Origin of the sequence: Sediminispirochaeta smaragdinae DSM 11293 (assembly GCF_000143985.1) — a bacterium.
Lineage (GTDB): Bacteria > Spirochaetota > Spirochaetia > DSM-16054 > Sediminispirochaetaceae > Sediminispirochaeta > Sediminispirochaeta smaragdinae.
This window is the reverse complement of sequence record NC_014364.1, coordinates 579888-605774: the sequence shown is the minus strand read 5'-3', so window position 1 is coordinate 605774 and position 25887 is coordinate 579888. Positions and strand designations below refer to the sequence as shown.

Annotated in this window: 23 protein-coding genes and 1 riboswitch; of the genes, 6 read left to right on the top strand and 17 right to left on the bottom strand. The window is 52.1% G+C overall.

All coding sequences use genetic code 11. The features are described 5' to 3' along the window. Positions 1-94: 94 nt before the first annotated feature. Genes SPIRS_RS02935 through SPIRS_RS02920 form a run of 4 tightly spaced genes read left to right on the top strand, consistent with a single transcriptional unit; the run spans position 95 to position 4107 of the window. On the top strand, positions 95-1867 hold the full coding sequence (locus tag SPIRS_RS02935; protein ID WP_013253187.1) for a hypothetical protein: 1773 nt from the start codon (positions 95-97) through the stop codon (positions 1865-1867). 11 nt (positions 1868-1878) lie between these two features. Continuing rightward, a complete protein-coding gene (locus tag SPIRS_RS02930; RefSeq protein ID WP_013253186.1) occupies positions 1879-2490 on the top strand; it encodes a chemotaxis protein CheD in 612 nt (203 codons plus the stop codon). Beyond that, positions 2487-3236, top strand: coding sequence for a PilZ domain-containing protein (locus SPIRS_RS02925; RefSeq protein ID WP_013253185.1), 750 nt, complete (start codon positions 2487-2489; stop codon positions 3234-3236). The genes SPIRS_RS02930 and SPIRS_RS02925 overlap by 4 nt, the downstream gene beginning before the upstream one ends. A gap of 49 nt (positions 3237-3285) precedes the next feature. Continuing rightward, positions 3286-4107 (top strand): phosphohydrolase, encoded by an 822-nt coding sequence (locus SPIRS_RS02920; RefSeq protein WP_013253184.1) that lies wholly within the window; start codon positions 3286-3288, stop codon positions 4105-4107. A gap of 49 nt (positions 4108-4156) precedes the next feature. Here SPIRS_RS02920 and SPIRS_RS02915 read toward each other — a convergent pair whose 3' ends face one another. From SPIRS_RS02915 to SPIRS_RS02845, 15 genes are all read right to left on the bottom strand, one after another. Beyond that, positions 4157-5461, bottom strand: coding sequence for an aspartate kinase (locus SPIRS_RS02915; protein WP_013253183.1), 1305 nt, complete (start codon positions 5459-5461; stop codon positions 4157-4159). Positions 5462-5471: 10 nt separating this feature from the next. Further along, the gene (locus SPIRS_RS02910) at positions 5472-6662 is read right to left on the bottom strand and encodes a M24 family metallopeptidase (protein ID WP_013253182.1); all 1191 of its coding nucleotides are present in this window, start codon (positions 6660-6662) and stop codon (positions 5472-5474) included. Next, complete coding sequence (locus SPIRS_RS02905) at positions 6662-7666, bottom strand: cyclodeaminase (protein ID WP_013253181.1); 1005 nt, start codon at positions 7664-7666, stop codon at positions 6662-6664. The genes SPIRS_RS02910 and SPIRS_RS02905 overlap by 1 nt, the downstream gene beginning before the upstream one ends. Continuing rightward, positions 7653-8642, bottom strand: a complete 990-nt coding sequence (locus SPIRS_RS02900; protein WP_013253180.1) for a pyridoxal-phosphate dependent enzyme — start codon at positions 8640-8642, stop codon at positions 7653-7655. Before SPIRS_RS02900 ends, SPIRS_RS02905 begins: the two co-directional genes overlap by 14 nt. A 24-nt stretch (positions 8643-8666) precedes the next feature. Beyond that, a complete protein-coding gene (locus SPIRS_RS02895) occupies positions 8667-9839 on the bottom strand; it encodes a M24 family metallopeptidase (protein ID WP_013253179.1) in 1173 nt (390 codons plus the stop codon). Positions 9840-9908: 69 nt separating this feature from the next. Beyond that, positions 9909-10640, bottom strand: coding sequence for an aspartate/glutamate racemase family protein (locus SPIRS_RS02890; RefSeq protein WP_013253178.1), 732 nt, complete (start codon positions 10638-10640; stop codon positions 9909-9911). 18 nt (positions 10641-10658) lie between these two features. Next, on the bottom strand, positions 10659-11939 hold the full coding sequence (locus SPIRS_RS02885) for a TRAP transporter large permease (protein ID WP_013253177.1): 1281 nt from the start codon (positions 11937-11939) through the stop codon (positions 10659-10661). Positions 11940-11959: 20 nt separating this feature from the next. Next, positions 11960-12547, bottom strand: a complete 588-nt coding sequence (locus SPIRS_RS02880) for a TRAP transporter small permease (RefSeq protein WP_013253176.1) — start codon at positions 12545-12547, stop codon at positions 11960-11962. Between the two features lie 71 nt (positions 12548-12618). Further along, positions 12619-13692, bottom strand: a complete 1074-nt coding sequence (locus SPIRS_RS02875) for a TRAP transporter substrate-binding protein (RefSeq protein WP_013253175.1) — start codon at positions 13690-13692, stop codon at positions 12619-12621. An 85-nt stretch (positions 13693-13777) separates the two neighbouring features. Continuing rightward, on the bottom strand, positions 13778-14956 hold the full coding sequence (locus SPIRS_RS02870) for a M20 metallopeptidase family protein (RefSeq protein ID WP_013253174.1): 1179 nt from the start codon (positions 14954-14956) through the stop codon (positions 13778-13780). 14 nt (positions 14957-14970) lie between these two features. After that, positions 14971-15996, bottom strand: a complete 1026-nt coding sequence (locus SPIRS_RS02865; RefSeq protein ID WP_013253173.1) for an aspartate-semialdehyde dehydrogenase — start codon at positions 15994-15996, stop codon at positions 14971-14973. Between the two features lie 4 nt (positions 15997-16000). Beyond that, positions 16001-17386 (bottom strand): aspartate aminotransferase family protein, encoded by a 1386-nt coding sequence (locus SPIRS_RS02860; RefSeq protein ID WP_013253172.1) that lies wholly within the window; start codon positions 17384-17386, stop codon positions 16001-16003. Positions 17387-17441: 55 nt separating this feature from the next. Next, positions 17442-18242, bottom strand: coding sequence for an IclR family transcriptional regulator (locus SPIRS_RS02855; RefSeq protein WP_013253171.1), 801 nt, complete (start codon positions 18240-18242; stop codon positions 17442-17444). A 74-nt stretch (positions 18243-18316) separates the two neighbouring features. Beyond that, positions 18317-19072, bottom strand: coding sequence for an IclR family transcriptional regulator (locus SPIRS_RS02850; RefSeq protein WP_013253170.1), 756 nt, complete (start codon positions 19070-19072; stop codon positions 18317-18319). Between the two features lie 31 nt (positions 19073-19103). Then, positions 19104-21011, bottom strand: coding sequence for a transglutaminase-like domain-containing protein (locus SPIRS_RS02845; protein WP_013253169.1), 1908 nt, complete (start codon positions 21009-21011; stop codon positions 19104-19106). Positions 21012-21070: 59 nt separating this feature from the next. Between SPIRS_RS02845 and SPIRS_RS02840 the strand changes: the two genes are divergently transcribed. After that, on the top strand, positions 21071-21802 hold the full coding sequence (locus tag SPIRS_RS02840; protein WP_013253168.1) for a M48 family metallopeptidase: 732 nt from the start codon (positions 21071-21073) through the stop codon (positions 21800-21802). On the opposite strand, the gene SPIRS_RS02835 is transcribed toward SPIRS_RS02840, so the two are convergent. Then, positions 21777-23246 carry a xylulokinase gene (locus SPIRS_RS02835; protein ID WP_013253167.1) on the bottom strand — a complete coding sequence of 490 codons (1470 nt, stop codon included), beginning with the start codon at positions 23244-23246 and terminating at the stop codon, positions 21777-21779. The genes SPIRS_RS02840 and SPIRS_RS02835 overlap by 26 nt on opposite strands. 9 nt (positions 23247-23255) lie before the next feature. After that, positions 23256-24494, bottom strand: a complete 1239-nt coding sequence (locus SPIRS_RS02830) for a ribose-phosphate pyrophosphokinase (RefSeq protein WP_013253166.1) — start codon at positions 24492-24494, stop codon at positions 23256-23258. A gap of 128 nt (positions 24495-24622) precedes the next feature. Continuing rightward, a riboswitch (FMN riboswitch) is annotated at positions 24623-24747 on the top strand. Positions 24748-24824: 77 nt separating this feature from the next. Here SPIRS_RS02830 and SPIRS_RS02825 point away from each other — a divergent pair. Next, positions 24825-25883: a BMP family ABC transporter substrate-binding protein gene (locus SPIRS_RS02825; RefSeq protein WP_013253165.1), complete on the top strand. Its 1059-nt coding sequence runs from the start codon at positions 24825-24827 to the stop codon at positions 25881-25883. The last annotated feature ends 4 nt before the right edge of the window (positions 25884-25887 follow it).

Here is a 25887-nt window from a genome sequence, read left to right as displayed (position 1 = left end):
AACTTTCTGAAATCAGAGATAAAACGGCCGTCACGAACAACCGCGACGGCCGTTTTTCTTGCACACGCGTAAGAGCTTAACTATACTAAAGGCAATGGAACAGAGTATCGAAACATCTCCTACGGATATCGCGGCACAGATAGACGGAGTGATCAAAAATACCGAGATCATATTCGACGGTATTGCCGGAATCTTTCCGAAGCTTTCTTCTGAGCTGGAAAAGGGAAGAAATACCTCGGAGCTACAGGTAGAAAGCCTCAAAACCAAGACGGCGACTTTTCGCAATACGGCCTCGGCATCATCTCTTCTGGCAAAAACAAAAGCGGTACTTCGTGAGGCTTCGGATTCTTTCAATACCCTTCATCTACGGGACGATCAGCTGCTGGAGAGCCTCCGCAAAGAGATCGAGGTGGTCAGGGAGCTGGACTATCGAATTTCGGATATTCGGGAAAGTTCGGAGTCGATGGAGCTGATTAGTTTAAATGCGATGACCGTTGCAATCAAAGCAGGAAAGGCAGGAGGAGCCTTCAGCTTCATCACTGAAGAGCTTAAACGCATTTCAGCTCGTTCAATCGTATATACCGAAGAGCTTACCGCCGAGGGCAAGGAGATAGACGAAGCATTTTCAAACTTCCTTTCCGCAATGGAAAAGGTCGAAGAGGTGCAAACAAAGCTGCTACAGGATTTCGGCAGCTTTGTCGATACGGGTTTTCAGAAGGCGGGAAATGCTACGGATGGGGCAATCGATTTTCTCAAGGATATTATCGAAGAATCGAAAACCATATGGGACCCCCTTACCACCATCATGCAGCAGGTCCAACATCAGGACATCATCCGTCAGTCTCTCGATCATGTTGTTCTTGCCCTCAGGGAGTTGAAAATAGAAGAAGAGCCTATCGGACAAGAGACCATTGAGGAACTTTTGGACGAGTTGGTCTTTCTCCGAACCATTCCGCGTCTCTGTTCCGATCTTATTAATGATGTATCCGAGCAGATTCGCCAAAGTTATAATCTTTTCAAGGGAGAGACGGAAAGGATAGGCGGAGTCATGTCCTCCATTGAACAAAAAGTGCGGGATTATCGCCACGGGGCTTCTCTCTCTTCCTACTTCAACGAAGCGGAAGCATCCATAGTAAAAATCCGCAAGAGTGTTACATCCTCTCTTGATATGAAGGTGGAAATCACCTCGCGAAGTGAAAATCTCATGCAAAAAGTCGAGGCTCTTCAGCAGAGTTTTATCGATTTTTCCGAGCTTGTAGGACAATTCCAGAATGTCAATGTGGCGTCAAAAATAGAAGTAGCGAAACAGCAGGCTCTCGAATCGATGGAAGCGACCGTCGAAGAGATGTCTAATCTCACCCATTTTATCGACTCGACCGTTGAAAATGCACTTCAAAGCATCCATAAATTCTTTAAACGGACCCAGGAGTCACTTCTTTTCTATCGGGAAATGTATAAAAGTGAGGCAAGTTTCGCCGATAATTTCCAGCATGACATGGCATTTATCGCTGAAGATGCCAACTCAACGGTTCATGGAATCGAAGCAGTTATAGAAAATTTCTCGGCCTTCGGTAGTGGGTTCATCCAAACATACCAGGAAACAGAAGAGCTGCTTGAAAAGCTTTCGGAATGTAGACAGGAGCTGGCACAAAGCACCAATTTGCTTGGCGAAATTGAGGAACTTTTTGATAAGCAATTCCAAAAAGAACTGGCACGAAATGGGCTTACGGACTGGAACATTCGAAGCGAACGTTTTCAGAACATCATCAAGCGATTCACCATCCTCGAACATAAGAAAGTAGCCGGTAAGATCGGAGGTTTTGAAGTTGAAGAGGGAAGCGCCGGCGGAGAGATTACCTTTTTTTAAGGGAGCACTTTGTGCATCTGCTTCATAACCATAGCTTAGGAAAGGATGTTGCCTTTCTGCATCCCGGCGACTTCCATGCAACAGGCGAATCGATCCTAATCTCTACGGTCCTTGGTTCCTGTGTTTCGGTCGTGCTCTGGGATCTCCGAAAGCAGCAGGCAGGAATGAACCATTTTATGCTTCCGGGTGAGCCGAAAAGGGTTTTCTATCTCGATGAGAACGGTAAATACGGCATGAACGCCATGGAGCTTTTGATCAATGCGTTGATGAAAATGGGTTCGGAGAAGAATCAACTGGTCGCCAAGGTTTTCGGCGGTGCCATGGTGCTTGCCACGACCAGAAGCGAAGCCCTATCCATCAGTAGGGCCAATATCGATTTTGCCTTTAATTACCTTGAATTGGAGAAGATACGAATCATCAGTTCCGATGTGGGAGGGAATCAGGCGAGAAAAATCATTCTGGATCCGATGACGGGAAAAGTACTTTTGAAGAGGCTTCCGCATGTACGAGATACGGAAATCAGAAGCGAAGAGAGTGGCTATCTCGATCGGCTCAAACAGCAGGAAAAGAACGGAGCGGTGGTCTCCTTTTTCCAAGAGAGTAAAAACGAGGTGAAGCAATGACAGGAATAGGAACAGGACGTAAAATTTTTTACTTTTTCCCGGAAGGGATCTTTCACCAACGTCTTGTCGAAGCTGCGATTGTTGCGGAATACGAAATTTATACGCTTTCGAAGGGACGGGAGGGTATCCGCCTGATTACCGGATATCCAAACTCTCTTGTGTTTATCCACGAAGATACCGTCCTTACCGAGGAATTTTCTGCTTTGGAGCAGGAAGCACGTCGACAACAAACGATGCTTCACCAGCAGCAGATTGAAATTTTTCTTCTCAACCCTCATACGAAACACCATTCTCCTGCGCAATTCGATAGGATCGCACTCTCCGAAACACCAGCAAAGGCGGTCTCTGCCTTTCTCACCTTTCTCGAAGAAAGCGGAGCAAAAGGCCAACGCAGATACGTTCGTTTTGGAACAAATAGCCAGTCAATTTCCCCCTTGCGCATTACTTCCGGGGGAAACATATACACAGGAACGATTTCCGACATCAGTGCGGCAGGAGTCTCCTTTGTCCTGGAAGAAGGAAGGCTCCTGCCTGCCGGCGCCAGGATCGACTCCTTTACCATGGAAATCGGAGAAGCCATCGAGGGATTGAAGGGGACGATTACCCTAAGAAGAAAGCTTCCGGATGGTACGATTCTTCTCGTCGCAATGTTTGACTCCCCCGATCACGCAACCAATATGCAGCTGCACCGCTATATTCATGCTTCTCTCCAACGTCAGCTTCTTAAACGTTTAAAATCCATGTAATCCTCCCCTTTTTCTGACGGATCTACTCTGAATTGAGTATATTAGCAGTATGAACGAAGTTAAACGAAATGAAAAATCACCAAAGGAGCGTGCCCTCGACCGAAAGCTTCTTGCCATGACGGAAGGGAAGGCAAAAGAAACGTTACAACTGCTTATCGAGGATGAGGAAATCCATGCCATGCAGGAATACGCAAATACAGTTTCGATTCGAAGGCTCCACTTTAACGACCACGGTCCGGTCCACATGCGTAAAGTAGCTTTAAATGCCTTAACCATGATGAACCTGCTTAAGGAAGCGAATGTAAAGCTTTCCCTCGAAGAGGATGAGGTCGGAAGCTTTGAAGAGAGCAGCGTGGGGGTACTGCTGGCGGCCTTTCTCCATGATGTCGGTATGACCATCGGACGACAGGACCACGAGCATTCCTCGATGATCATTGCTGCGCCGTATATCGATGCCATCACCCAAAAGCTCTACCCAAACGATCCGGTGCGAAGGGTGATAACCAAGTCGGTTGCCCTTGAGGGGATCGTCGGACACATGGCCCAGCAAAAGATTCACTCAAAAGAAGCTGGTATTATCCTCATAGCCGACGGATGCGATATGGAAAAGGGTCGGGCGAGAATCCCCATGAGCATGAACACCGAAAGCCATGTGGGGGACATTCACAAATACAGCGCCTCGGCCATCGAAAAGGTAAAAATTAAAAAGGGAGAAGAAAAGCCGATCAGAATTGCAGTAGAGATGAGCGCTTCGGTCGGTTTCTTTCAGATTGAAGAGGTCCTTTTCAGCAAGATCAATTCCAGCCCCGTCAAAGATCAGATCGAACTCATTGCCAACGTTATCGGCAGGGACGTCAAGCGCTATCTGTAAGCCTTCCAGGGGCTCAGCGCTTCACGCCCTGCACACACAACTGCCACCATTAAACAGCAGCTTCGACCAAAGCCCGGAGAGCTTCCCTATAGCGATCGGCATCGACACCGATTAAAAGGCTTATCTCCGAACCACCGTAGTTGATAAAACGCACATTGATATTCGCCTTCTGCAAAGCAAGGAAATAGGAGGCTGCAATGCCTGCCTTTTCCAGGATGCCTTCGCCGACCACACCAAGGAGGGCGAGAGAAGGCCTGAACGCCACCTCATCGGGGTCAAGATTTGCCCTGATTGCCTCAAGCACCGCATTGTCGTTCTCTACGTAGGCCTCGGGGATAAGGAAGCTAAGGCTATCGAAACCCTTGGACTCAAATTCAGGGACAATACCCCGCTCCTGAAGGAGCGTAAGAAGCTCCTGTCGAAAGCCAGGGTAGCGGTCAAGCATCAGTTTCTCAACATAGAGGTTTCGATAGGACTTTTTGCCGGAGACTCCGACAACGGCCCGTTTCGCCGTATCCCGGGAAGGAAGGATCATGGTACCGGGGGCCTGGGGATCATTGGTATTGCGAACATTGATGGGAACACCGACGCTGCGTACCGGAGCGATCGCCTCTTCGTGAAAGACCGAGGCTCCGATACTTGCAAGCTCGCGAACCTCCCGATAGGTGATCTCCGTGATGGTAGGAGGCGTATCAACGATCCTCGGATCGGCCATGAGAATCCCCGAAACATCGGTCCAGTTCTCGTAGCGCTTTGCATCCACCGCACGGGCGGCAATGGCGCCGGAGATGTCCGAACCGCCCCTGCTGAAGGTTTTCACCTTACCGTCGGAAGTCGATCCGAAGAAACCGGGTATGACATAGCGACCGGGCCCCTTCATTGCCTCGGCAACCATTGGATAGGTGGCATCATCAACCCTGCCGTCGGCGGTCAGCCGCACCACCTCTTCAGGATCGACAAAGGTGGCATCCAGGACGCCTGCCATCATCAACCCCGAAAGATACTCTCCCCGGCTTGCCGCATAATCGGCACTTGCTCCGGAGCTTATCTTCTCTTCGATCTCATCGAGACGGGAGGCCATGTCGGAAACAACCGAAAGCTCCTTGCAGATAGCAAGAATTCGCTCCCGTATTACGGAAAAATAGGGGGCAATCGCCTTTCCATCGGAAGCGGCCTTATGGCAGGAATAGAGCAGATCGGTGATTTTCTCATCATCTTTGCTGCGCTTTCCCGGGGCAGACACGACCACAACCCGCCGGTCTCGATCAAGATCGATAATCGATTTAACCTTTCTCATCTGAGCGGCATCCGCCATGGATGTTCCGCCGAATTTACACACAATCATATTCTGCATATGTATACAATCACCCTTCCTTTGTAAAGAGCCTCTCGGGAAAGTTCACCAATTTCTCGCAGCCGGAATCGGTAACCAAGAAGGGTTCCGAGCATTCGAAGCCGTAGGTATCCAGCCAGATACCGGGCATAAAGTGGATGGTCATCCCCGGCTCAAGAACACTCTTGTCTCCCGGGCGAAGGCTTACGGTATGCTCGCCCCAATCAGGGACGTAGGCAAGGCCGAAAGAATAACCGACCCTGCTCGGCTTTTCCACCCCGGTACCTGCCAGGCAGCCCCGCCAGTAGGCCTCTACCTCTTCGGCGGTAACACCGGGGGCGATAAACTCCAGGGTCTTCCTGAGCCCTGCAACCACCACATCCGCAACCTTTTTCAGGTCGTCCGGGACCTTTCCAAGGTAAACGGTCCGGGAAAGGGGGGCATGGTAGTGGCAACGGGCCGATCCCAACTCAAGGAGCACCACATCACCGGTTTGATAGGAACGTTCAGGGTGAAAGGTGAGATGGGCCGTGCTTGTCCGCTGACCAGAGGGAATAATGGGAAAGATGGCGGGGCTGTCTCCCCCGTAGCCGTCGACCCCGGCGATCTGGGCCGCAGACACCGCTGCGGCAACCTCGCGCTCGGCAACACCGGGTTCGATCATCTTGACCGCAAGGTCCATTGCCTTTTCGGTGATTTTGGCGGCCTGCCTGATCATCGTCACCTCGACATCGCTTTTTACACTTTTAACCCACGCCACAAGGCTTGTTGCATCGGCAAAGCGTGCGGAAGGAAGGTGTTCGGTAAGCTCTCTGTACATCCTGGCGCTGAACCAGTAGCCGTCCATCTCCACCCCGATCCGTCGCCTGTCCCAGCCCTCTTCGGCAATTTTGTTCGCAACATAGCGCATGGTGTGGGTGTAGCGACTTTGCACATAGTAGTCGGGATAGCCGAGAATGCTCTCTTCCGAAAGCCAGGTGGTAAGCCGCGCACCATTGGAATCCTGTGCCCTGCCGAACCAAAAAGGTTCATCCCGATCAAGTGCGATAATAAGTCCCTGATGGACATAAAAACTCCAGCCGTCGTATCCGGTAAGATAGTTCATGTTTGCCGGATCCACAACAATCAGGACTTCCATCCCCTGCCGGTCCATGGAAGCCTTGACCGCCCTGAGTCTACGGTGATATTCCTCTTCGGAGAAACGCAGTTCACGCTCCAACATCAGCGGCCCCCAATCTTTAAACCCTTATCGGCGGCTTTTACCCGTGCCAGGGCCTCGAGGGCTATGGCAGTGTCCTGAATGCCGACGCCGGTGAGGTCACATACCGTTATCTGCTTGTCGTTGTCTCTTCCCTTTTTGACACCGTTCACCAGCTCTCCGAGTTCGATCACCGAAGTCTCATCGCTTATGCTTCCGGCAGCCCTGGCACTGCGCAGCTCTCCGAGGCGAAAGCACTGACTTTTTAGATCGCAGGCAACGATATCGGCCTTTGCAAAAACATCTGCCTCTATTTCCTGTTTCTCCTCGGTGTCGCTTCCCATGGCAGTGATGTGGAGCCCAGGATGGAGCCAGGAAGCTCGAATAAAGGGGGAACGTGCCGGAGTTGTTGTGGTGACGGACTGGCAATTGCGCACGACCTCTTCGGCGTCTTCTGCCTTGATGACCTCCACGCCCAGTTCCCTGGACATATCTTCAACATAGGCATCGCGAATCTCATCGGAATCGGGGCTCCAGGTGAAAATACGTTTAAAGGGGCGCATGTGATAAAGGCCGCGCATCTGGAAACGGGCTTGGGTACCGGCACCGATAACTCCGGCATTCTCTACCACGGAGGGGGCAAGATACTTGGCGGCAATCGCCCCGGCCGCACCGGTGCGCACCTGGGTGAGGTAGCCGTTATCCAAAAGTACTGCCTCCAGAAAACCGGTCACGGCACTGAGCACCAGCATCTGGCCGCTGGCAGAGGGAAGACCGAGCTTACCGTTTTCGAAGAATCCCGAGGCGACCTTTATGGCAAGACTGTCCAAGCCCTTGATGAAAGCGCTTTTTACATCAACCTCTCCGGTCCGTTCGGGAACGGGAATCATCATGATGGGGGGGACCGTCGCATTTCCCTTCTGCAATTCGCCGAATGCATGCTCGACGGCCTCGATGATACTTCCGTCAAGCCTCACGCTCTCGACAAGTTCATCCTCATTAACAATGTATATCTCAGCTTTCTGCATCTGCCTCTCTCCTTACTACTTCGATATAGCGGTCCAGCTCTACGCTGCTTCCGCTTACCACCAGCCCCACGCTTCCGCCGGAGGCGGAAACCTTACCGGCGAGGATCGCAGCGATCCCTACGGCCGCCGCACCCTCTATGACTAGGGAGTGCTTCTTCAAGGCATAATAGAGCCCCTTCCTGATCTCTTCCTCGCCTACCACAATATGGTCGTCGACATAGCGGGAAATCAGGGGCAGGGTATAATGGTTTTCCGCACCGATTCCTCCCAAAAGGGAATCGGCAAGGGTGTCTTTCTCTTCCACGGCTACCGGGTGGCCGGCTTTCAGACTCTCCAGCATGGCTGGAGACCGCTCAATGGAGACACCGACCACTTTAATCGCAGGATTGACGGATTTGGCGCAGAGGGCCACGCCTGCCAAAAGGCCGCCACCGGAAAGGGGTACCAGCAGCACATCGAGGTCCGGCCGCTCTTCCAGCATCTCAAGGGCGATGGTTCCCTGCCCCGCCACGATGGCTGGGTCGTCAAATGGAACAACAGGAACAAGCCCCTTCTCCTTCCTCATTCGCTCGTAGGCGGCCTCAGCCTCATCCTGACTCTGTCCCTCGATGTGAACCGTCGCCCCAAAACTACGAATCAACTCGGCACGATAGGAGGGAACATGTTCGGAAAGGCAGACGGTGGCGGGAATACCACTTTTCCCCGCTACAAAGGCAACGGCCTTGCCATGATTTCCGGTGGAAAAGGTAACAACCCCCCGTTGCCTTTCTTCTTCAGAGAGGCCGAGGATCTTGTTCGCAGCGCCCCTGACCTTGAAGGCCCCGGTATTTTGCAGGGATTCCAACTTCAGATAGACGGCTGCAGCCCCTGCCTCTTCCGCCAAAGCGGGAGAGGCGATAAAGGGGGTTCGGATCGCATAGCCTTTGATTCTGTTGCGGGCCGTATAGACGTCCCGCAGATTCGGCATAGTATTCATACAAAAACACCCTGCAACGCGGGCCTATTTCAGGAAGATTTCCACAGGATATTCGTAAAGGCTCTCATATCCTGTTTCCGTAATACGAATGCTTGCATCCACCTCAAAGCCTACATCGTCGTACCAAATGCCGGGAATGAGATGAAGAGCCATGTTTGGCTTGACCACCGTCTTGTCCCCGGGACGAAGACTGATGGTCTGTTCTCCCCAGTCCGGCGGATAGTTGAGTCCGATGGAGTATCCGAGACGGGCCTCTTTCACCACCGTGGAGTGGCTGATGGCCCGGCGCCATTCCGCCTCGACCTCCTCACCGGTTACCCCAGGTTTGATGAAATCCAGGGTGGCCTTCAATCCATCGATGACGGTTCGGGCGGTATCCTGCATCAGTTTCGGAGGGTTCTTTCCGAGGAAAATAGTCCGGGCGATGGGGGCATGGTAGTGCTTGTAAACACCGGACAGCTCCAACAGTACCGCTTCATCTGCGGTATAACGCTTTCCCGACCAGGTAAGATGGGGCGTCTTGGTAGCCTCCCCTGCCATCATAAGGGGAACGATGGCGGGATAATCCCCTGCATACTCTTCGGTCCCGCTGTACTGGGCCGCGGCAATGGCTGCTGCGGCATCACACTCTCTCGATCCGACATTGATATTGGCAACGGCGGCATCCATCACCTTGATCGCGACCTTTCCGGCAGCCCGCATAAATTCAAGCTCTGCCTCGGATTTGATGATTCTGACCCAGTTCACCAGGGTATTCGCATCGACAAAGGTGGCGTCAGGCAGGCTTTTTTCCAGTTCAACATAGTTTCGGTGGGTAAAATAGAACTGGTCCATCTCAACACCGATCCGCTTTTTGTCCCAACCCTTTTCCTTGATGACATCGGCAATGAAGTGCATCGGATGTTTGACCGTGGACTGTACGTAGTCATCGGCATACTGCCTGATGCAATCATCGGGCAGATAGGTGGTAATGCGGGCACCATTGGCGTCCATCCCACGGCCGAGCCACATGGGTTCTTTCTGATCAAGGGAAACCAGCACACACTGATGAACGTAAAAACTCCATCCGTCGTAACCTGTTAGATAATTCATGTTGGCTGGCTGGCTGATAAACAGCAGGTCGATCCCCCGCTCGTTCATCGCAGCTTTGGTTCTTTCTATTCTTTGTTCATACTCTTCTTTAGTAAATGCAGCCATACTATTCCTCCTATGGTTTTTAAGCGAAGAGACTATGTTTCGGCAGCGGCGCCGGGAATTGCAAACAGTTTAGAGATAACCGGAATAGGATCGGGGAACGACCGCGTCGTAAAGCTGGCGAATCATGGTAAGATAGTCGAACACCGGCAGGCCAGTCGACTCTCTCACGGCGGCGGCATAGGGGGGCAGAAGACTACATTCAAGTAAGATCAAACCAATATCGGTATGGCTGCGAGTCATCGCTTTTGCAACGGCAACAACCTCGGCTTTGATCCGCTCGGAATCAAGCTCCCCCTCTTCTCGAAACACCGCTGAGACAAAATGGTCCGCCTTTTCCAGCCCTGCTATCACAAGATCAGGTCCGGGAACAATTCCGGCAGCCCCGAGTACCTGATCATCGAGACTTTCCGAATTTGCCGTGATAATCCCGATTTTCTCCCCCTTTCCCAACATCGTTCGCATGAATGCAATCTGGGAAAGAGAAGACATGCAGACAGGAACCGATACAGCAGCTTTGATGGCATTCTGATAGAGGGCCATAAAACCACAGTCACCGGTAATGGCCCGGACCCCGTTGCCCTCAAGATCCAACGCGGCCCGGACAAGAGCATCGACCAGGCTCATATCATGGGCAAAGATGCGCTCTACCGTAAAACCGGGAACCCTTTGAAAACGAACCGGAAAATTATAGCTGGTGGCGTTTGCCACATCACCGGGAATAAAGGGTACGTAATTTTCCAAAAGGATGATACCGATGGCCTCGCCATAACTCACCTGATCCGGTTTTCCACGATAGAGCATCGCTCGCTCCCCCTCTCCCTAGTTGATAAGTGCCGAATTCGGCAGGAAGGTCGCCAGCTCGGGGAAAATGATGATGAGAATCGTCGCCAGAATCAGCATCAAAATAAAGGGTGGCGTGCTGCGTATAACCTCCCAATAGGGCCGCCTGAATATTAACTGGGCGGTAAAAATATCACAGCCGAAGGGGGGCGTTGCCGAACCGATGGCAGCCTGCAGGGTTACCAGGGTACCGAGAAAAACAGGATCGATTCCCAGACTTGTCACATAGGGCTGAAAAATGGGACTCAGTACGTAGATCGCAACAATGGGATCCACAAACATGCAGGCGACAAAATAGGAGATAACGACAATCGCTATTACCTTCAACTGGGTCGGATCGGCGCCGATGATGGCAGGCATAATTTGCTGGGGAAGCCGCAAAAAGCTGATAAACCAGCTAAAGGCCTGTCCCGCCCCAACAAGGATAAAAACAACCCCGGTAATGACGCCCGTATCAAGGAAGGCGTTGACCAGTTTCTTCCAGGTAAGCGTTCGATACACAAGACCTTCGAGAAGAAGGGCATAGGCAACGGCCGCTGCGGCAGCCTCGGTGGGGCTGAATATTCCGGCATAAATTCCACCAACGATAATCAGCGGAAAGCCAACAACAAGAATACCATCTTTGATCGCTTTCTTGCGCTCCTTCCAGCTTGCCTTGGGCAGTACTCCTACGTGCTTTATCTTCGAATACGCATAGGAATAGATCGAGAACATAAGAAAGATCAAAATTCCAGGAATGATACCGGCAAGAAAGAGCTTCCCGATTGAGGTGTTGGTTACCACGCCATACACAATAAAGCCGATACTCGGTGGAATAAGGAGTGCAATATCACTCGAATTAATGATCAAGGCGAGGGTAAAGGAGCTATTGTAGCCAGCCTTCAGGAGCATCGGCCTCATGGTCCCGCCGATTGCCGATACCGTAGCCTGAGTCGAACCGGAAACCGCACCAAAAAGCGTACAGCTTGCATTGGTCGTTATCGGTAAACCTCCCGGAATATGACCGACAAAACTTTTAACCATATTGATGAGTCGGGGAGCAGCCTCTCCCGACGTAATGATATTGGCACCGAGAATGAACATCGGTACGCAGACCAGTGCAGGCGGGGTCATTCCGTTGATGACCTGCTGAACCAGCACGGTAAAATTAAAGGACGGATATGCAGTGCCTATATACAGCAGCAAGGATCCGAGGATAACCACCATAAAAGGAAACCCCAGGAGCAGCATGCTGATCATACTCACCCATAAAAGTGTCATCTATTTCTCCTTTCGCCGGACTAATAGCCGACCGTTCCCTCTTCCTCGTATTCACTCTGCTGTTCCGGGGAGAGCCATACTTCCTTTTCCGTAATGTTCTTGATAATGGTCCTAATATAGTGAATTCCCGCAGAGGCAAAACCGATGGGGACAATAATCATAAAGGTCCAGTAGGGAACCTGAAGGGCCGATGTCAACTGCCCCAGAATCCGCATTTGATTCATGTACTGGAAGCCGTACCACGCCATAATCAAAAGCACCACAGCATTTACTGCGGAAATAATAAAGATAAAAATCTTTTCCAGTTTGGGCGGCATAAGGTCGAGGAAGGCGCCCATACGAATATGACGCCCCTTTCTCGCCGCATAACTAACACCGACAAAGGAGATAAGAATAATGAGAAACTTTGAAACCTCATCGGCATAGTAAATGCTCTGGAAAAAGGTTCGCGCAACGACATTGGCAATCAACAGGATCGCCAGGGCTGCTATTCCAATGGAAAGAATCCCAACTTCGAACCAGTCGATCACCAATCCAATGATTTTCCCAACGCTCTTGGTATTTTTTTTCAGCCTTTCTTTCGTCTTTATATCCTGTTCCTGATTCATACGCTTTTCTTCTCCGGTAATACAATGTGTGGTGCGAAAAGATTCGCACCACACCGCCTCCACACCTGGAATTATTCAACTCCGAGGGCAGACTTTGCATTTTCGATATCCCGAAGAAGGATTTTGAGGGCCTCAACGGCACCATCTCCGGCAATACCAGGATATTTATCGTTCCACACACTCTCCGCCATGCTCTTTGCCTTGGAGATCTCTTCCTTGTCCCATTCGGTCCAGACAATGTCGGGTTTCTCTTCTTCGATCTTCTTTCGGTCGCTGGCATTTCGGTTATCGATCCACTCGGCAGCATTGATGATGTTCTCCAAGAAGAACGTCTTCATCATTTTCTGCATATCCTCGGGCAACTGATCGTAGAACTGCATGTTGACCGTGGGGATGCCGAGAAAGGGTTCGGCCCACATCTGGGTAAAGTAGTTGGTTACCTCATAGAACTTCATGCTGTAATCGGCAAAGAGAGGATTGACCTGGGCATCAATCAGCCCGGTCTGGAGTCCGCTGTAAACCTCGCCGTAGCTCATGGGGGTCGGGCTCATGCCGTAGGCACGGTAGTCTTCAACAAGAAGTTTGGAACCCATGACCCTGGTCTTCATACCCTGAAGATCATCGAGGGTAACGGCCTTTGGCTTGGCGGTAATCCACTGCCACCCTTCGTAGACAATACCGAGGGGAACAAGTCCGTTCTTTCGAAAGGCCTTATCGAGGAAGGGCATAATCTCTCCATTTTCCACAACCCATTCCAGGACTTCCGGCATTCGCTCCTTGGGCCAGAGGTAATGAAGGCTTAAAACCTGAACCTCGGGAACAAAGGCGCTGATCCATGCAAAATCGGTAAAGACGAACTCGACAACACCAATCTGAGCCAGCTCATTGATATCTCTGGTATCACCAAGGGTTCCGTAGGGATATACCTCGAGATCGAACTGTCCATCGGTCTGTTCTCTCATATAATCGGCAAAATTATTTGCCCATACCGTCATAAAATCGCCTTCGATCTCCTCGGAAGCGAGCTTAGCCTTGATAACCTTACCGGAAGCGCCACCAGCCGCTTCCTGACCGCCCTGTGCAAAAAGACCACCAAAGGTGATAAGGGTAATCATCAACACAGAGATAAGAACTCTTTTCTTCATCTAATACCTCCTACAGTATTCATGTAACAGTACGTACGCTCTTATGCGGACCATCTCCGCAATAGTGTCTTTCCATCTACCTCCTTCACGTTGTATTGCCGAAATAGGCAAAAACGCTTCGCACAAAAAGTTCCACCCCGGTGGTCATGGTATCCTCATCGATATTGAACCGGGGGTTGTGATGCGGATAGGTGCTTTTTTTCGACGGATTGCCTGTCCCCAGAAAAACGAAGGCGGCAGGAACCCGCGAGGCATAGGCGGAAAAATCCTCCCCTGCCATTGAAGCATGGCCGACAACCCTATCGGCCCCCACGATCTGGGAAGCTGTCTTGTGCACAAGTTCGACCATACCCCGATCGTTGACAACCGCCGAATTTTCCCGTTCCACATGAACCTCGCAACTGCAGCCGTGTACGGCGCAAACCGCTTCGGCAAGCCGCTTTAGTCTGGCAGGAGGATCCTCTTCGCTGCCGGAGCCGCCGGCATAGAGATAGCGCATGGATCCTTCGAGGGTTACAGTATCGGGAATGATATTGTTTTTTGTGCCTCCCTCGATTTTTCCGAACATAATCACCGTAGGCTTCATGAGACTGATTTCACGGGTCTGAATTCGTTGAGCGTCCATCACAAGGGCTGAGGCCGCGATAACAGGGTCGACGGCACTTTCGGGATAACCGGTATGGCCTCCGCGTCCCTGGATAACGATTTTGAAGACGTCCATGCTTGCCATAACGGCACCGCTCTGGATGCCGATCTGACCACTGGGAAGGGGAGTCCAGATGTGTATTCCCAACGCCGCGTTTACATCCGGATTCTTCATAAGCCCCTGCTCCACCAGCTTTTCGGCACCAGCGATCTCTTCGTTTGGCTGAAAGACAAGCTTCACGGTTCCAGGAATGCGGTTCCGGTATTCTGTCAGAACCTTTGCCGCAATCAGAAGCATAGCCGTGTGGGCATCATGACCGCAGGCATGCATCACACCATCGTTGACCGATGTGTAGGGCAGATCGTTTTCCTCCCTGATAGGAAGAGCATCGATATCCGCCCGCAACATCAGCACAGGACCGGGGCTGCTACCCTCGATGAGAGCAACGACCCCCGTATCCGCTATCCTTTTGGGGGAAAGGCCAAGCCCTTTCAGAAACGTTTCCACCTTTTCAGCGGTACGATACTCCTGAAAACCGAGCTCGGGATGCATGTGAAAATCACGCCGAAGAGCGATAAGCTCCTCTTTCAACTCGGCAATTCGGGCCTTGAACTCCATGTTCCCCCTCCTGTTTAGAGAATATTCTGCTCAAGCAGGGACTCGGCAACCTGAACAGCATTCAGGGCGGCCCCTTTTCTAACATTATTGGAAACAACCCACATGTTCAGGCCGTTGGCGATGCTCTCATCCTTGCGGATGCGGCCAACCATGGTGAGGTCTTCATCATTTGAAAAGAGAGGCATCGGATAACCGTTCTTCGCCGGTTCATCCACAACCTTTATCCCCGGAGCGGTAGCAAGCAGGCCCCTGGCCTTTTCCGGGCTTAGAGGCCGTTCGGTTTCGATATTCACCGATTCGCTGTGACCGTACCAGACAGGAACACGAACACAGGTTGCCGACACCTTGATGGAGTCGTCTCCCATGATCTTGCAGGTTTCGAAGATCATCTTGTTCTCTTCCTTGGTATTTCCCCCTTCCTGGAAAACATCGATGTGGGGAATACAGTTGAAGGCAATCTGGTACTGGAACTTGCCGGTTGTCTGAACCTTTCCGGTCTCAAGATAGCTCTTTGCCTCATTCGTAAGGGAATCGGTACCGGCCTTTCCGGCCCCGCTCACCGCCTGGTAGGTCGATACGACAACACGTTTTATCTTTGCATAATCGTGGAGGGGTTTCAGAGCCACCACCATCTGAATGGTGGAGCAGTTTGGATTTGCGATGATCCCATTATGCCATTTCAGATCGGCCGGGTTTACTTCGGGAACGACCAAAGGACACTTGGGATCCATCCGCCATGCCGATGAATTGTCCACAACAACGGCGCCCCGCTCTGCAGCCTTTGGCGCAAGCTCGAGGCTTGCATCCCCACCGGCGGAAAAGATGGCGATATCTATGCCCTCGAAATTTTCACCCTTAGCTTCCTGTACCTTCCAGTTCTTTCCGCGAAAAGAGACCTCTTTGCCGGCGTTGGCTGCAATATCGAGGGGACGAAGCTCGGCAACAGGGAAGTTTCTTCGCTCAAGGGTTCTGATCATTTCTCCGCCGACCATACCCATGGCTCCTACGACGGCTACATTGTATTGTGCTTTCTTTGCCAAATAATCACCCCTCCTTTGCTTCTTTTTCGATATCCCGAATGACATCGGAGATAATGTCTATGGCAGTCATGGCAAGTTTTTCGGTTATGATAAGCGGAGGGAGAAGGCGGGCAACGTTATTGTAGTGACCGCCAATCTCAATCATGACGCCACGACGATGGGCATAGGTCCTCACCTTTTTTGCAAAATCGGGGGCGGGTTCCTTGGTCTTCTTATCCTTTACCATCTCAATGGCCATCATGAGACCGATTCCCCGCGCTTCGCCAACGATGGAACAATCGGCTTCAAGCTTTTTCAGTTTAACCATGCATTTCTTGCCAAGTTCGGTTGCATGTTCACACACCTTATTGTCGAGCATCCAGTTCAAACCTGCGGCACCGGCAGCAAAAGCAATCATATTTCCCCGGAAGGTTCCGATGGTCTTTCCCGTCGGCCAGGTGTTCAGTTTCTCTTTATAGGCAATGGCACTGATGGGGAAGCCCATACCGCCAAGAGCCTTGCTCATGGTGATGATATCGGGAACGATATCGAAGTGCTGGAAGGCAAACATCTTACCGGTACGGCCGAGGCCTGCCTGGATCTCATCACAAATCAGCAATACATCATGCTTATCGCAGATCTCCCGAACCCGCTTCATGAAACGGGTGGTGGGAATGATGGTTCCTCCCTCACCCTGGACCGATTCAAGGATGACGGCGGCCGGTTTAGAATAACCGGAGTGGCTGTCGCTCAATACGCGCTCAAGGGTCTCTGCAGCCTGAAGATCGACATTCTCATCGGGGCAGCCGAATGGATTCCGGTAGGTATAGGGGAAGGGAATAAAGCGGACCCCCGGTGTCAGGGGACCCAGCCCCTCTCTGTGGCCCTCATCGGAGGTAAGGGCCAAGGCGGTTCCGGTCATACCGTGATAGGCCCCCTCAAAGGCGATGACCTCATAGCGGCCGGTATTGTAGCGTGCCAATTTAATAGCTTGCTCCACGGCATCGCTTCCGGTAGGACCGCCGAAGAAAACCCTTGTAAGCTCATCGGGAAGAATCTTCATCAGGGTTTCGACCATCTTCTGCCGTGTGGGCGTAGGGATGTCGAGACTGTGGGTAACCTGATCTATCTGTTCGTGGGCAACCTTCAGAATCTCGGGATGGCTGCTTCCGAGGGCCATAACCCCTGCGCCGCCAAACATATCGATAAAGACATTATCGTCAACGTCCACAAGGGTCGCACCCTTGCCCAGCTTCAGGGCCATGGGCATTCCCTTGGAGTAGGAAACCGCGGAACTCTCGTGTTCGCTCTGATACTTCAGAATCGCTTGAGACTTTGGCCCCGGGGGCGTCACCTTTATATCCGGGGCATGCTTCAACGAAAGCGGTTCGAAAATTTTGTCATCTTCCATCATCTTTCTCCTTAACAGAAAATCCTATCAACCATGAGCAGGGAAAGCGCTACGCCTAATTTTCTCTGCCCAGTTCTTCGCTAATTAATTGTGCTGTTTTTTTGAGGGGGCCGATCCAAGCAGAAAGCCGATCTTCCGTCAAACGCATTGAAGGACCGGAAATCGCTATGGAAGCGACCATTTGACCACGGTAATCGACAATGGGAGAAGCCATGCTGTTGAGGTCGTCGCTGAACTCCTGAAGCTCAAGGGCATAGCCTCTGGCCGAGGCAAGACGAGAAGCCTCGATAAAGGCTTCGGGCGTCACAAGCGTGCGCTCCGTACGCTTTTCAAAGGTGAGAGAGGAAAGCATCCGCTGTTTGATATCTTCTTCCATGGCTGCGAAAAAGAGCTTGCCGCTTGCGCAGGTGTTAAGCGGATAGGTGTAGGTAACATCGGGGTTGAGGGTGAGGTGATTCGAGCTCTTCACCTCTTCGATGGCAATAACCGTATCCTCGCAAAGAACCGTGAGGTAGATATTCTCCCCCACCTCTTTCATGAGGGCCGTCATCATCGGTTTTGCCACATCACGTAAATTCCGGCTTAAAGGAACCGTGCTTCCCAGCTTAAAAAGCTTAAAGGAGAGCATATACCCCTCATCCTCCCGGATAACGTAGCCGATTTTCATCAGCGTCGTCAGAAGCCGGTAGACATTCGCCCGTGTAAGCCCCAAAGCACGCACCATTTGAGCCGGCTGAACGGGCTGGGAATAACCTATGTATTCCAACAGCCGAAAAGCCTTAATCACCGTAGTTGCAGGTGCGTAGCTTTTTGTATCAATATTTGAACTCATGTTTATATTGTGCAACACGGTCATAGTGTAAAGCCACTCCTTTTATCTGTCAAGAATAAGAATCACTCATTTAGGGTAAATTGAAGGGAAGCTCCCGCTTAACGGGTCATGTGTCTCGATACTTCGTCGGCTATTGCTGTCAGGGAGGTTACGACCGCTTCAATAGCGGCACGATCAAAATGATCGACAGGCGCAGAAATGCTGATGGCGGAAACGATCTTTCCCTCGCTGCCGAATACAGGAGCGGCAACGCAGTTGAGCTCATTGGTCATCTCCTGGAAGTCACAACCGAAGCCCTCTTCCCGGATCAGGTTCAGAGCCTCTCGAAGACGATCTCGATCGGTAATGGTGTGCTCGGTATGGCGGATAAGATCAAGAGAGGAGATCAGCCGTTCACGTTCAGCCTCTGGCTGAAAGGCAAGAAGCACCTTTCCAAGACTGGTACAGTAAAGCGGCTGGCAGGTGCCGATCGGCCGTTCAAGCATGAGGTAGGCGTTGGCGTCAACCTTGTCGATAAACAGAACAGAAGCCTCATGGAGAATACCGTGGTTTACGGTTTGTCCGGTATCCTGGCTAAGGCGTAGCATTGCAGGGCGGGCGGGGTCGATCAGATTTCTGGTATGAGGAACCGTATTACCTAGCTCAAAGAGCCTGAAGGTGAGAACACATCTGCCGTCGCTTCTCTTTTCAACAAAGCCGAGGTTGTATAAGGTGGCAATATGCCGATGGACATTCGCTCGTGCGAGTCCAAGATCCTTGGCAATTTCGGCGGGTTGAGCGCCTCCCTTCTCCGCAATATATTCGAGAATTTCCGAAGCAGTTACGACTGTATGAATAACGCCATGGTCAGCCACCCTACCATCATAGAGGCTTAGGGAAGCGTCGTCAACTTGAAGGCAAAGGCTCGGGAACAGAGGCTCCCGCGGGTAGAAGCGCCAAATTACGAAGGAGTTCGGCATCTTCCGAGGGATAGGCAATAGTCAACGAAGCCCCTGGGCGTGCTATCTTGAGCAGTTGCCGCCAACGCCTGCCCTCCCGCTCCAACAGAAGAAGAGGAGAGCCGGGGCGCTTGACCGCAACAGAGAGGCTGAGATCAAAACGAGTCGAAGCAATGGTGTAAAGCAATGCCCCACCCCTGTCTTCCCCTTCGCCGAGGCTCCCGAAGAACAGCTTCTCCTCCCCATCACGATAGAGCAGCACTCTGTCAAAGCCCTTGTCGGGGATCAGCAGAGGAAGGGAGGCCTCTCCCTGCTTCGCCGTGATCTCCGGCGCATAGCGTCTGCCCGAAGCATCAAAAAGTACCAGGGGAACATCGGCAAGAGATGGCTGCAGTTTGAGATAGGCTTTTCCCGGCTCAAGATAGACGGGAAGGGGATCGGGTGGCACCGCATGGGAAAGATCCACAAGATAACGAGGATCGGCCTGGTTTCGCGAAAAAGAGATGATCCACTGTCTCAGGTTCGAGACGATTTTTATACTATTATCCGCGTCCAGAGAAATTGGCTCAAGATTCCACCCCCCTCCGGCAAGAAGGTGCCAACGATACAATTCACGTGCTCCTTTCGGAGTAGAGATGACAGTCCCCTGATCCCTTCCGATATCGAAATTCCTACGAAGTACGGCTCCTCTCTCAAGGCCGGAAAGATCGATGTTCTGCTCAAAATAGCCACCGTCCCTTCCGGGATAGAAAATCTGACCGGAGGCATCCGATCCCAGGGTATCGGAGGATAAGGCAAACTCCCCGCTGGGAAGAATAAGCAGACCGTTTCCCTCTCCCCGGTCGTTTCGCAGGAAAATCCACCGATCGGAACGGGGGGAATCCCGAAGGAGGGCACCGGCTTCATCCCTAAGGGTGCCGACAAAAAGAGGAGCCGAAAGCTCACCAAAGACCTTACGGCGAAACATATGAATCTCACCGGCAGGACCCGCTTCCATTCCCACAATAGAGCGTTTATCCTCCACGGCACGTTCTTCTATGCGCAGCCCCGATCGGGGATAGCCTACAACGTGAAAGGGATCGACAAAATGGAGGGTCGCCTGCACATCGTAGCTGACCCAGCCAGCATCCTCGTAATACACCTCGATATGGGCATGATAGCCTCCGGAACCTTCCGGTCCGTAGCCCCACATATGGCCGGGAGGGATATAGGAGTCCACCACTTTCACCGGAATGCCGAGGCTCCGCAAAAGGATCGCTGCTGCGTTGGAATAGCCGTCGCAGTCGGCACGCCCGCTTCGCAGCACCTGAGCGGGATCCTCGGAAGCATTGAGCAGATAGGAAACCGACGTTCGAACCGATAGGAGTACCTGTTCAACGGCCTGATCCTGACGTTCTGCCCCCGAGGCCGCAGCCAGAGCCCGGGCGGCCATCCAACGCATATTGGCCTCGGAAACGGGATTAACCTCTTCAATGGGCCGCTCGCTGCGTTGCCCATTTACAACAGTTATACGGACTCCGCTCCGGCGAGTTGCATATTCCAACCAAGGAGTAAGGTCCTCTCTTGTACGGTAACGATCTCCAAGGGGAAAGGGAACATCGCTTGTGAAGGGAGTAAGGTCGGCACGATTCTCCACAACGATTCTTCCCGCTGCTCTTGCCACCACCTGCTGGCTGTTGGATTCATTTTCATATTGGGGAAATTCATTCAACAGGGCAGCATCATCGGAAAGAACGGCAAAGCGAAAGATCATGCTGCCACCCACAACCATGGTTCCTGCATGAAGTGCTTCCGAAAAAATCGAAAACATCAAAACAAAAAAAAGAAGAAATTCTCCTATCTTGGCTTCCTTCATCTTTACCCCTCTTATTCAGGATACTACAATCCCTTGAAAGAGGGCAAATCGGACGAAGCATGAGCGGTAAGGAATCAATCCCTTTGCGCGTTGGAACGGGAAGCTTTGATGTTTCCATCCTCCGGCGCAAACGTCAAAAGCATATCCGCATCAAGATTTCAGGATCGGGGAATGTCAGCGTTTCCTGTCCCGTAACAACCACACAGGCGGAAATAGAGCGGGCCATCGAAACAAAACGCCGGTGGATAGCAGGTCATCTTTGGCGCATCGAAGAGGATATCAAGCGCACCGACCCTTCCACGAGGATCTTTCTGAACGGAAAAGAGTATCCGGTGGAGATCTCGACATCGCCAAAGCGAAAAAGTCACAGTGTCACCCTTGATCAAAACAGGAAGGTGATTGTCGTCGTCGGCCCTAATCGTTCCAAGCCCCTGATTATTGCCGCACTGAAAAAGTGGCTGGAGGCCGAAGCCAGGCAACGGCTTAAGCTATTGGTTAGAGAGATATCTGCGGAGGTTGACATTCCGATACATAAGGTCTTTATTCGTAATCAGCGCAGCAGATGGGGAAGCAGCTCCTCAGGGGGAAATATCTCTCTCAACTGGCGGGTAATCATGCTTGAACCGGAGCTCCAACGCTACCTGGTGATCCATGAATTGTGTCATCAAATCCACCTCAACCACTCTAAGCTCTACTGGAAGGAAGTGGAACGGCTGTGCCCCAACTACGCAGAGAGAGACAAGCAGCTAAGGAATTTGCGAAGGATTATGGCTCTCTTTCGGGAAGAGTAGCGCCCTTGGCAGCCCCCTCAGAGAGAGAAAAAGCATCGAGAAGCCTGTCCCGCGACCTGCGGTAGGAATCGTAGCGACGACTCCAAAGCCCATGTTCTTCGGAATTAGGATCGAAACGGTCGGCAATACGGACGAGACGTTCGCTGATCGGAACGATATCATCACGGCCTTCAAGCATGGCAAAGGCCGCTGCCGCAGCACCTGTCAGTTCGCAATCCAGAAGCTCCGGAATCAAAAGGGGTACGCCGACAATATCTGCTTTCATGCTGTTCCATATCCGATTGCGCCCCTGTCCGCCGCAGACCCTCATCTCCGTCACCCGGCAACCTGCCTCGCTCAGACTTTCAATGCAATCCCTGATCCCGAAGCCGATGGCGGAAACCACCGCCTGCCCCATCTCCACCGGGCCATGGTCCGGTAGCAGTCCAGCAAAGACCCCACCGGAAAACTCCCAGACAGCACCTCGATGAATACTGGGGAAGAAGAGGGGGCGTGAAGAAAAGGGAGCCGTATGAATCTCCTCCAGCATCTCTTCGTAATCACGACGATCCTGGCCGGAGATACGCCGAAACCACTCAAAGACCAACCCTGTGGAGCTGAGAATTCCGGCGATATTGTAAAGCCCCGGAACCGCATGCGGCAAAGGTCTTACCCGCGGATGGCTTAGGCGTTTCGAGGCGCAAAAATTAATGCCCTCACTGGTACCCGCACGATCGCAGGCCATGCCGGGACGGACAACCCCACTACCGAGAAGGGCCATAAGGAAATCCGACCCTCCGGCGGCAAGGGGGATTCCCTCCCTAAGGCCGAAACGGGAAGCGGCAGACGCCGAAACGACACCGGCGGGCACTCCTGTTCTAACAGGAGGAGGAAGCATCTTCAGCGGGATGTCGTAGAGATCGGCGCTCTTCCGGCTCCAGAGATGGGGGATGAATTCCTCCGACGGGGTATAGAAAAAGCGTTCTCCGGTAAGAAGATAGCCGAGATACTCCGGACAGCCGATAAATCCTTCTATGCTTCTCCAGAGATCGGGATAATGGCGGTACCAGGCCATCTTCGGCAGGAAGAAGGAGGGGTCACCGTCGAGCCGTCGCTCTCGTCTGTCGTGCCAAAGCAGAGAACCGGCAACAGGCCTGCCGTCACGGCCGAGAGGAACAACAGAGGGGCCGTTACCGCTTATCGCCACGGCATCGATACTGCCGCAGCAATCCGGTCCGAGACGATGAAGCAGTTCATGAAAGCCGGCATCCCATAGTTCGGGGTCCCAGAGCCCTTCCCACGTTAACGCGCTGCCGGCACCTTTCGGGGGAGATAGTTCCAGAAAAGGGACCCGCACCAAAGAAAAGGCATGTCCGCCGGAGTCTATCACCGCACCCTTCATGGAAGAGGTGCCGATGTCGACGGCAAGGACCTTGCCGCTCCGGCAGATACTCATCTTTCCCATTCCGTTTCTTCACTCCTTACGCAGCAGCTTTTGTATGATGCGGCTATTCTCAAGCAGAGGAGAAAGAGAACGCCCGTGGTGAAGTCTGCTGATGATACGTGCATGAAGATCAGTGATGTCGGCCGAAACATACCATTCACGCTCAAGTAACGTAGCGTCGTGATAGACTGCGTTTGTTCCGATGATTCGATAAAAGATACCCTCTTTATATGCCTGCTCAAAATGCTCAATGGCATCACCGGTAAAAAAAGGAAGGCTGGCTGCGGCTATGATCTGCCTGGCACCAAGCCGTTTCAGCTCCCGCATCGCCTTCATCAGGGTACCGCCCGTCCCAAGCATATCATCGGCCATAAAGACGATCTTTCCCTTTACATCCCCAAGAAGCCGAATATTGGTGATGTTGCTGCTCGATGCATCACGACTCACCCGCGAATAATCCCGTTCCTTATATAAAAGGGCCAAAGGTTTCTTCAGATTACCGGCATAAAACTTATTGCGATCTACGGCCCCGGTATCGGGGCTTACCACAACGAGGTCGGGATCGTTGAGATCAACAAGATCCTTTAAGGCACGAATAATCTGATAGCTTCCGTGAAGATTCTCCAGAATCAACTTATTGAAGGTGTTCTCAATCTCCTTCGAGTGGATATCCACGGTAATGATTCTGCTGGCACCGCTATGCTCACACATCTGGCCGAACCAACGGGCGGTAAGGGCTTCCCTTCCCCGCTTTTTATGCTGACGGCTGTAGGGATAGGTCGGAAGAACAAGGGTAACGCTTTCCGCCCCCGCTTCCAGGGCGGCATCTATGGTGGTAAAAAGCATCATCACATGGTCGTTTACCGAAAGGCATACGTTCTCTTCTAAATTGTAGAAAGCAAGTGGATAGTGGTTTTCCACATCCTGGATGATGAAAACACTCATTCCCTTCACCGAAGAAAGGAGTTCCGACTTGAATTCCCCGTTGGCAAATCTGGTAAAGCGTACAGGAAGCCGAAATTTGGGCGGACGGAAACGATCTACCGGTCTCTTTCGCGGATCATCCTCAAGCCGATGCAGGTCCTCAATGAAGTTCATTCTTTTCCAGACCTCTTCGGTAGTCATGTTGTACTTTGCCGAAAGATCGTCAGCAAGTTTATGATATTTCTTGACGTATTGGCGCTTAAGATGCCGAATCACGTCGGAAGTGAATTGCTCGGCGCCGGGGCAGGCGATGATCCCCAGACTTGCGGGTTTAATAATGCTCATATAGACGGATACCTCGGAATCGCTTATTCTCTTCTGGACCGTAGCCGAGCATACCACCAGAGAGGGATAGGGGTCAACCAAAGCTCTCTTGACGAAAAGCTCACGGATTCATACTATATTTTTCATACCATTTTCTTCGAGGGAGGGACTTCGGGTCCCGACCGGCGGTGATAGTCCGCAATCCCGAAAGCCTTGGGGTGAAACGGTGAGATTCCGTTACCGACAGTGAAAGTCTGGATGGGAGAAGAAATATGGGATCGCCTACCGCACGATAGACCTTCCTGTAACTCCCTCCGGAAAAATGCTGTTTCGATCCACAAGGAGGGATCGGTGTTTTTTCACAATAAAGGAAAGAGAAGAATTCGTATGTCTCTTCCCGTCATAACCGCTTTTTTATTTTTGACCCTTGTGCTTTCGGGCTGTTCACAAAAGGATGATACATACGACATTGCAGTGTTCATCCCCGGCGTTACCGAGGGAAGTCCGACCTACAGCGAAATGGCCGACGGGGTGCTTGCTGCAGCAAAGGAACGGGATAAGGTCGAGGCCTCGGTTATCGAAGGGGGCTTCAACCAGGGAGACTGGGGCGAAAAGGTAAAGGCTCTCGCAGCCTCGGGCGACTGGGATCTGATTGTTACGACAAATCCGGCTCTGCCCAAGATTTGCGAAGCAATATCCCGGGAATTCCCGCAGCAGAAATTCCTTATCCTCGACGGATTTCTCGAGGGTAATCCGTCGATTTACACACTGCGGTACCACCAGATGGAACAGGGGTATCTTGCAGGAACCTTCGCAGCTCTCGTCACCGGCTCGGACATGAGTGGGGCCGACAAGGAGCATCTCTCGGTGGGAATGATCGTCGGTCAGGAATATCCGGACATGAACCAGGCAATACGTCCCGGCTTTGAGCGCGGGGTAAAACGTGTGGCACCGGAGGCAAAGATCGAATTCCGCGTTGTAGGGAACTGGTTCGATGCCTCAAAGGGTTCCGAACTGGCCTCATCGCTCTACGACAGCGGAACGGACGTGATCCTTACCATTGCGGGAGGGGCAAATCAGGGAGTGGTGGCCGCCGCCAAGGAACGAGGCCGCTACGTACTATGGTTCGATACGGCGGGCTATGATGTTGCGCCGGGTACGGTTATCGGGAGTACCGCCGTCGAACAGTACCGGGCGGCCTACGAAAAGAGCCTTGCGGCCATCGACGGAACGCTTCCATTCGGCAGTGCCGAGGTCGCATCTACCAAGGACGGGTGGATCACCTTTGTCGAAAACGACGAACACTACAGGGAAACGGTCCCCAAAGAACTAAGGGAACGACAACATCGTTTTCTCGAAGATCTGAAGCAAGGCAATCCTCCCCTCCCTCTCTTAGAGGAAGAGCGATAAGGCC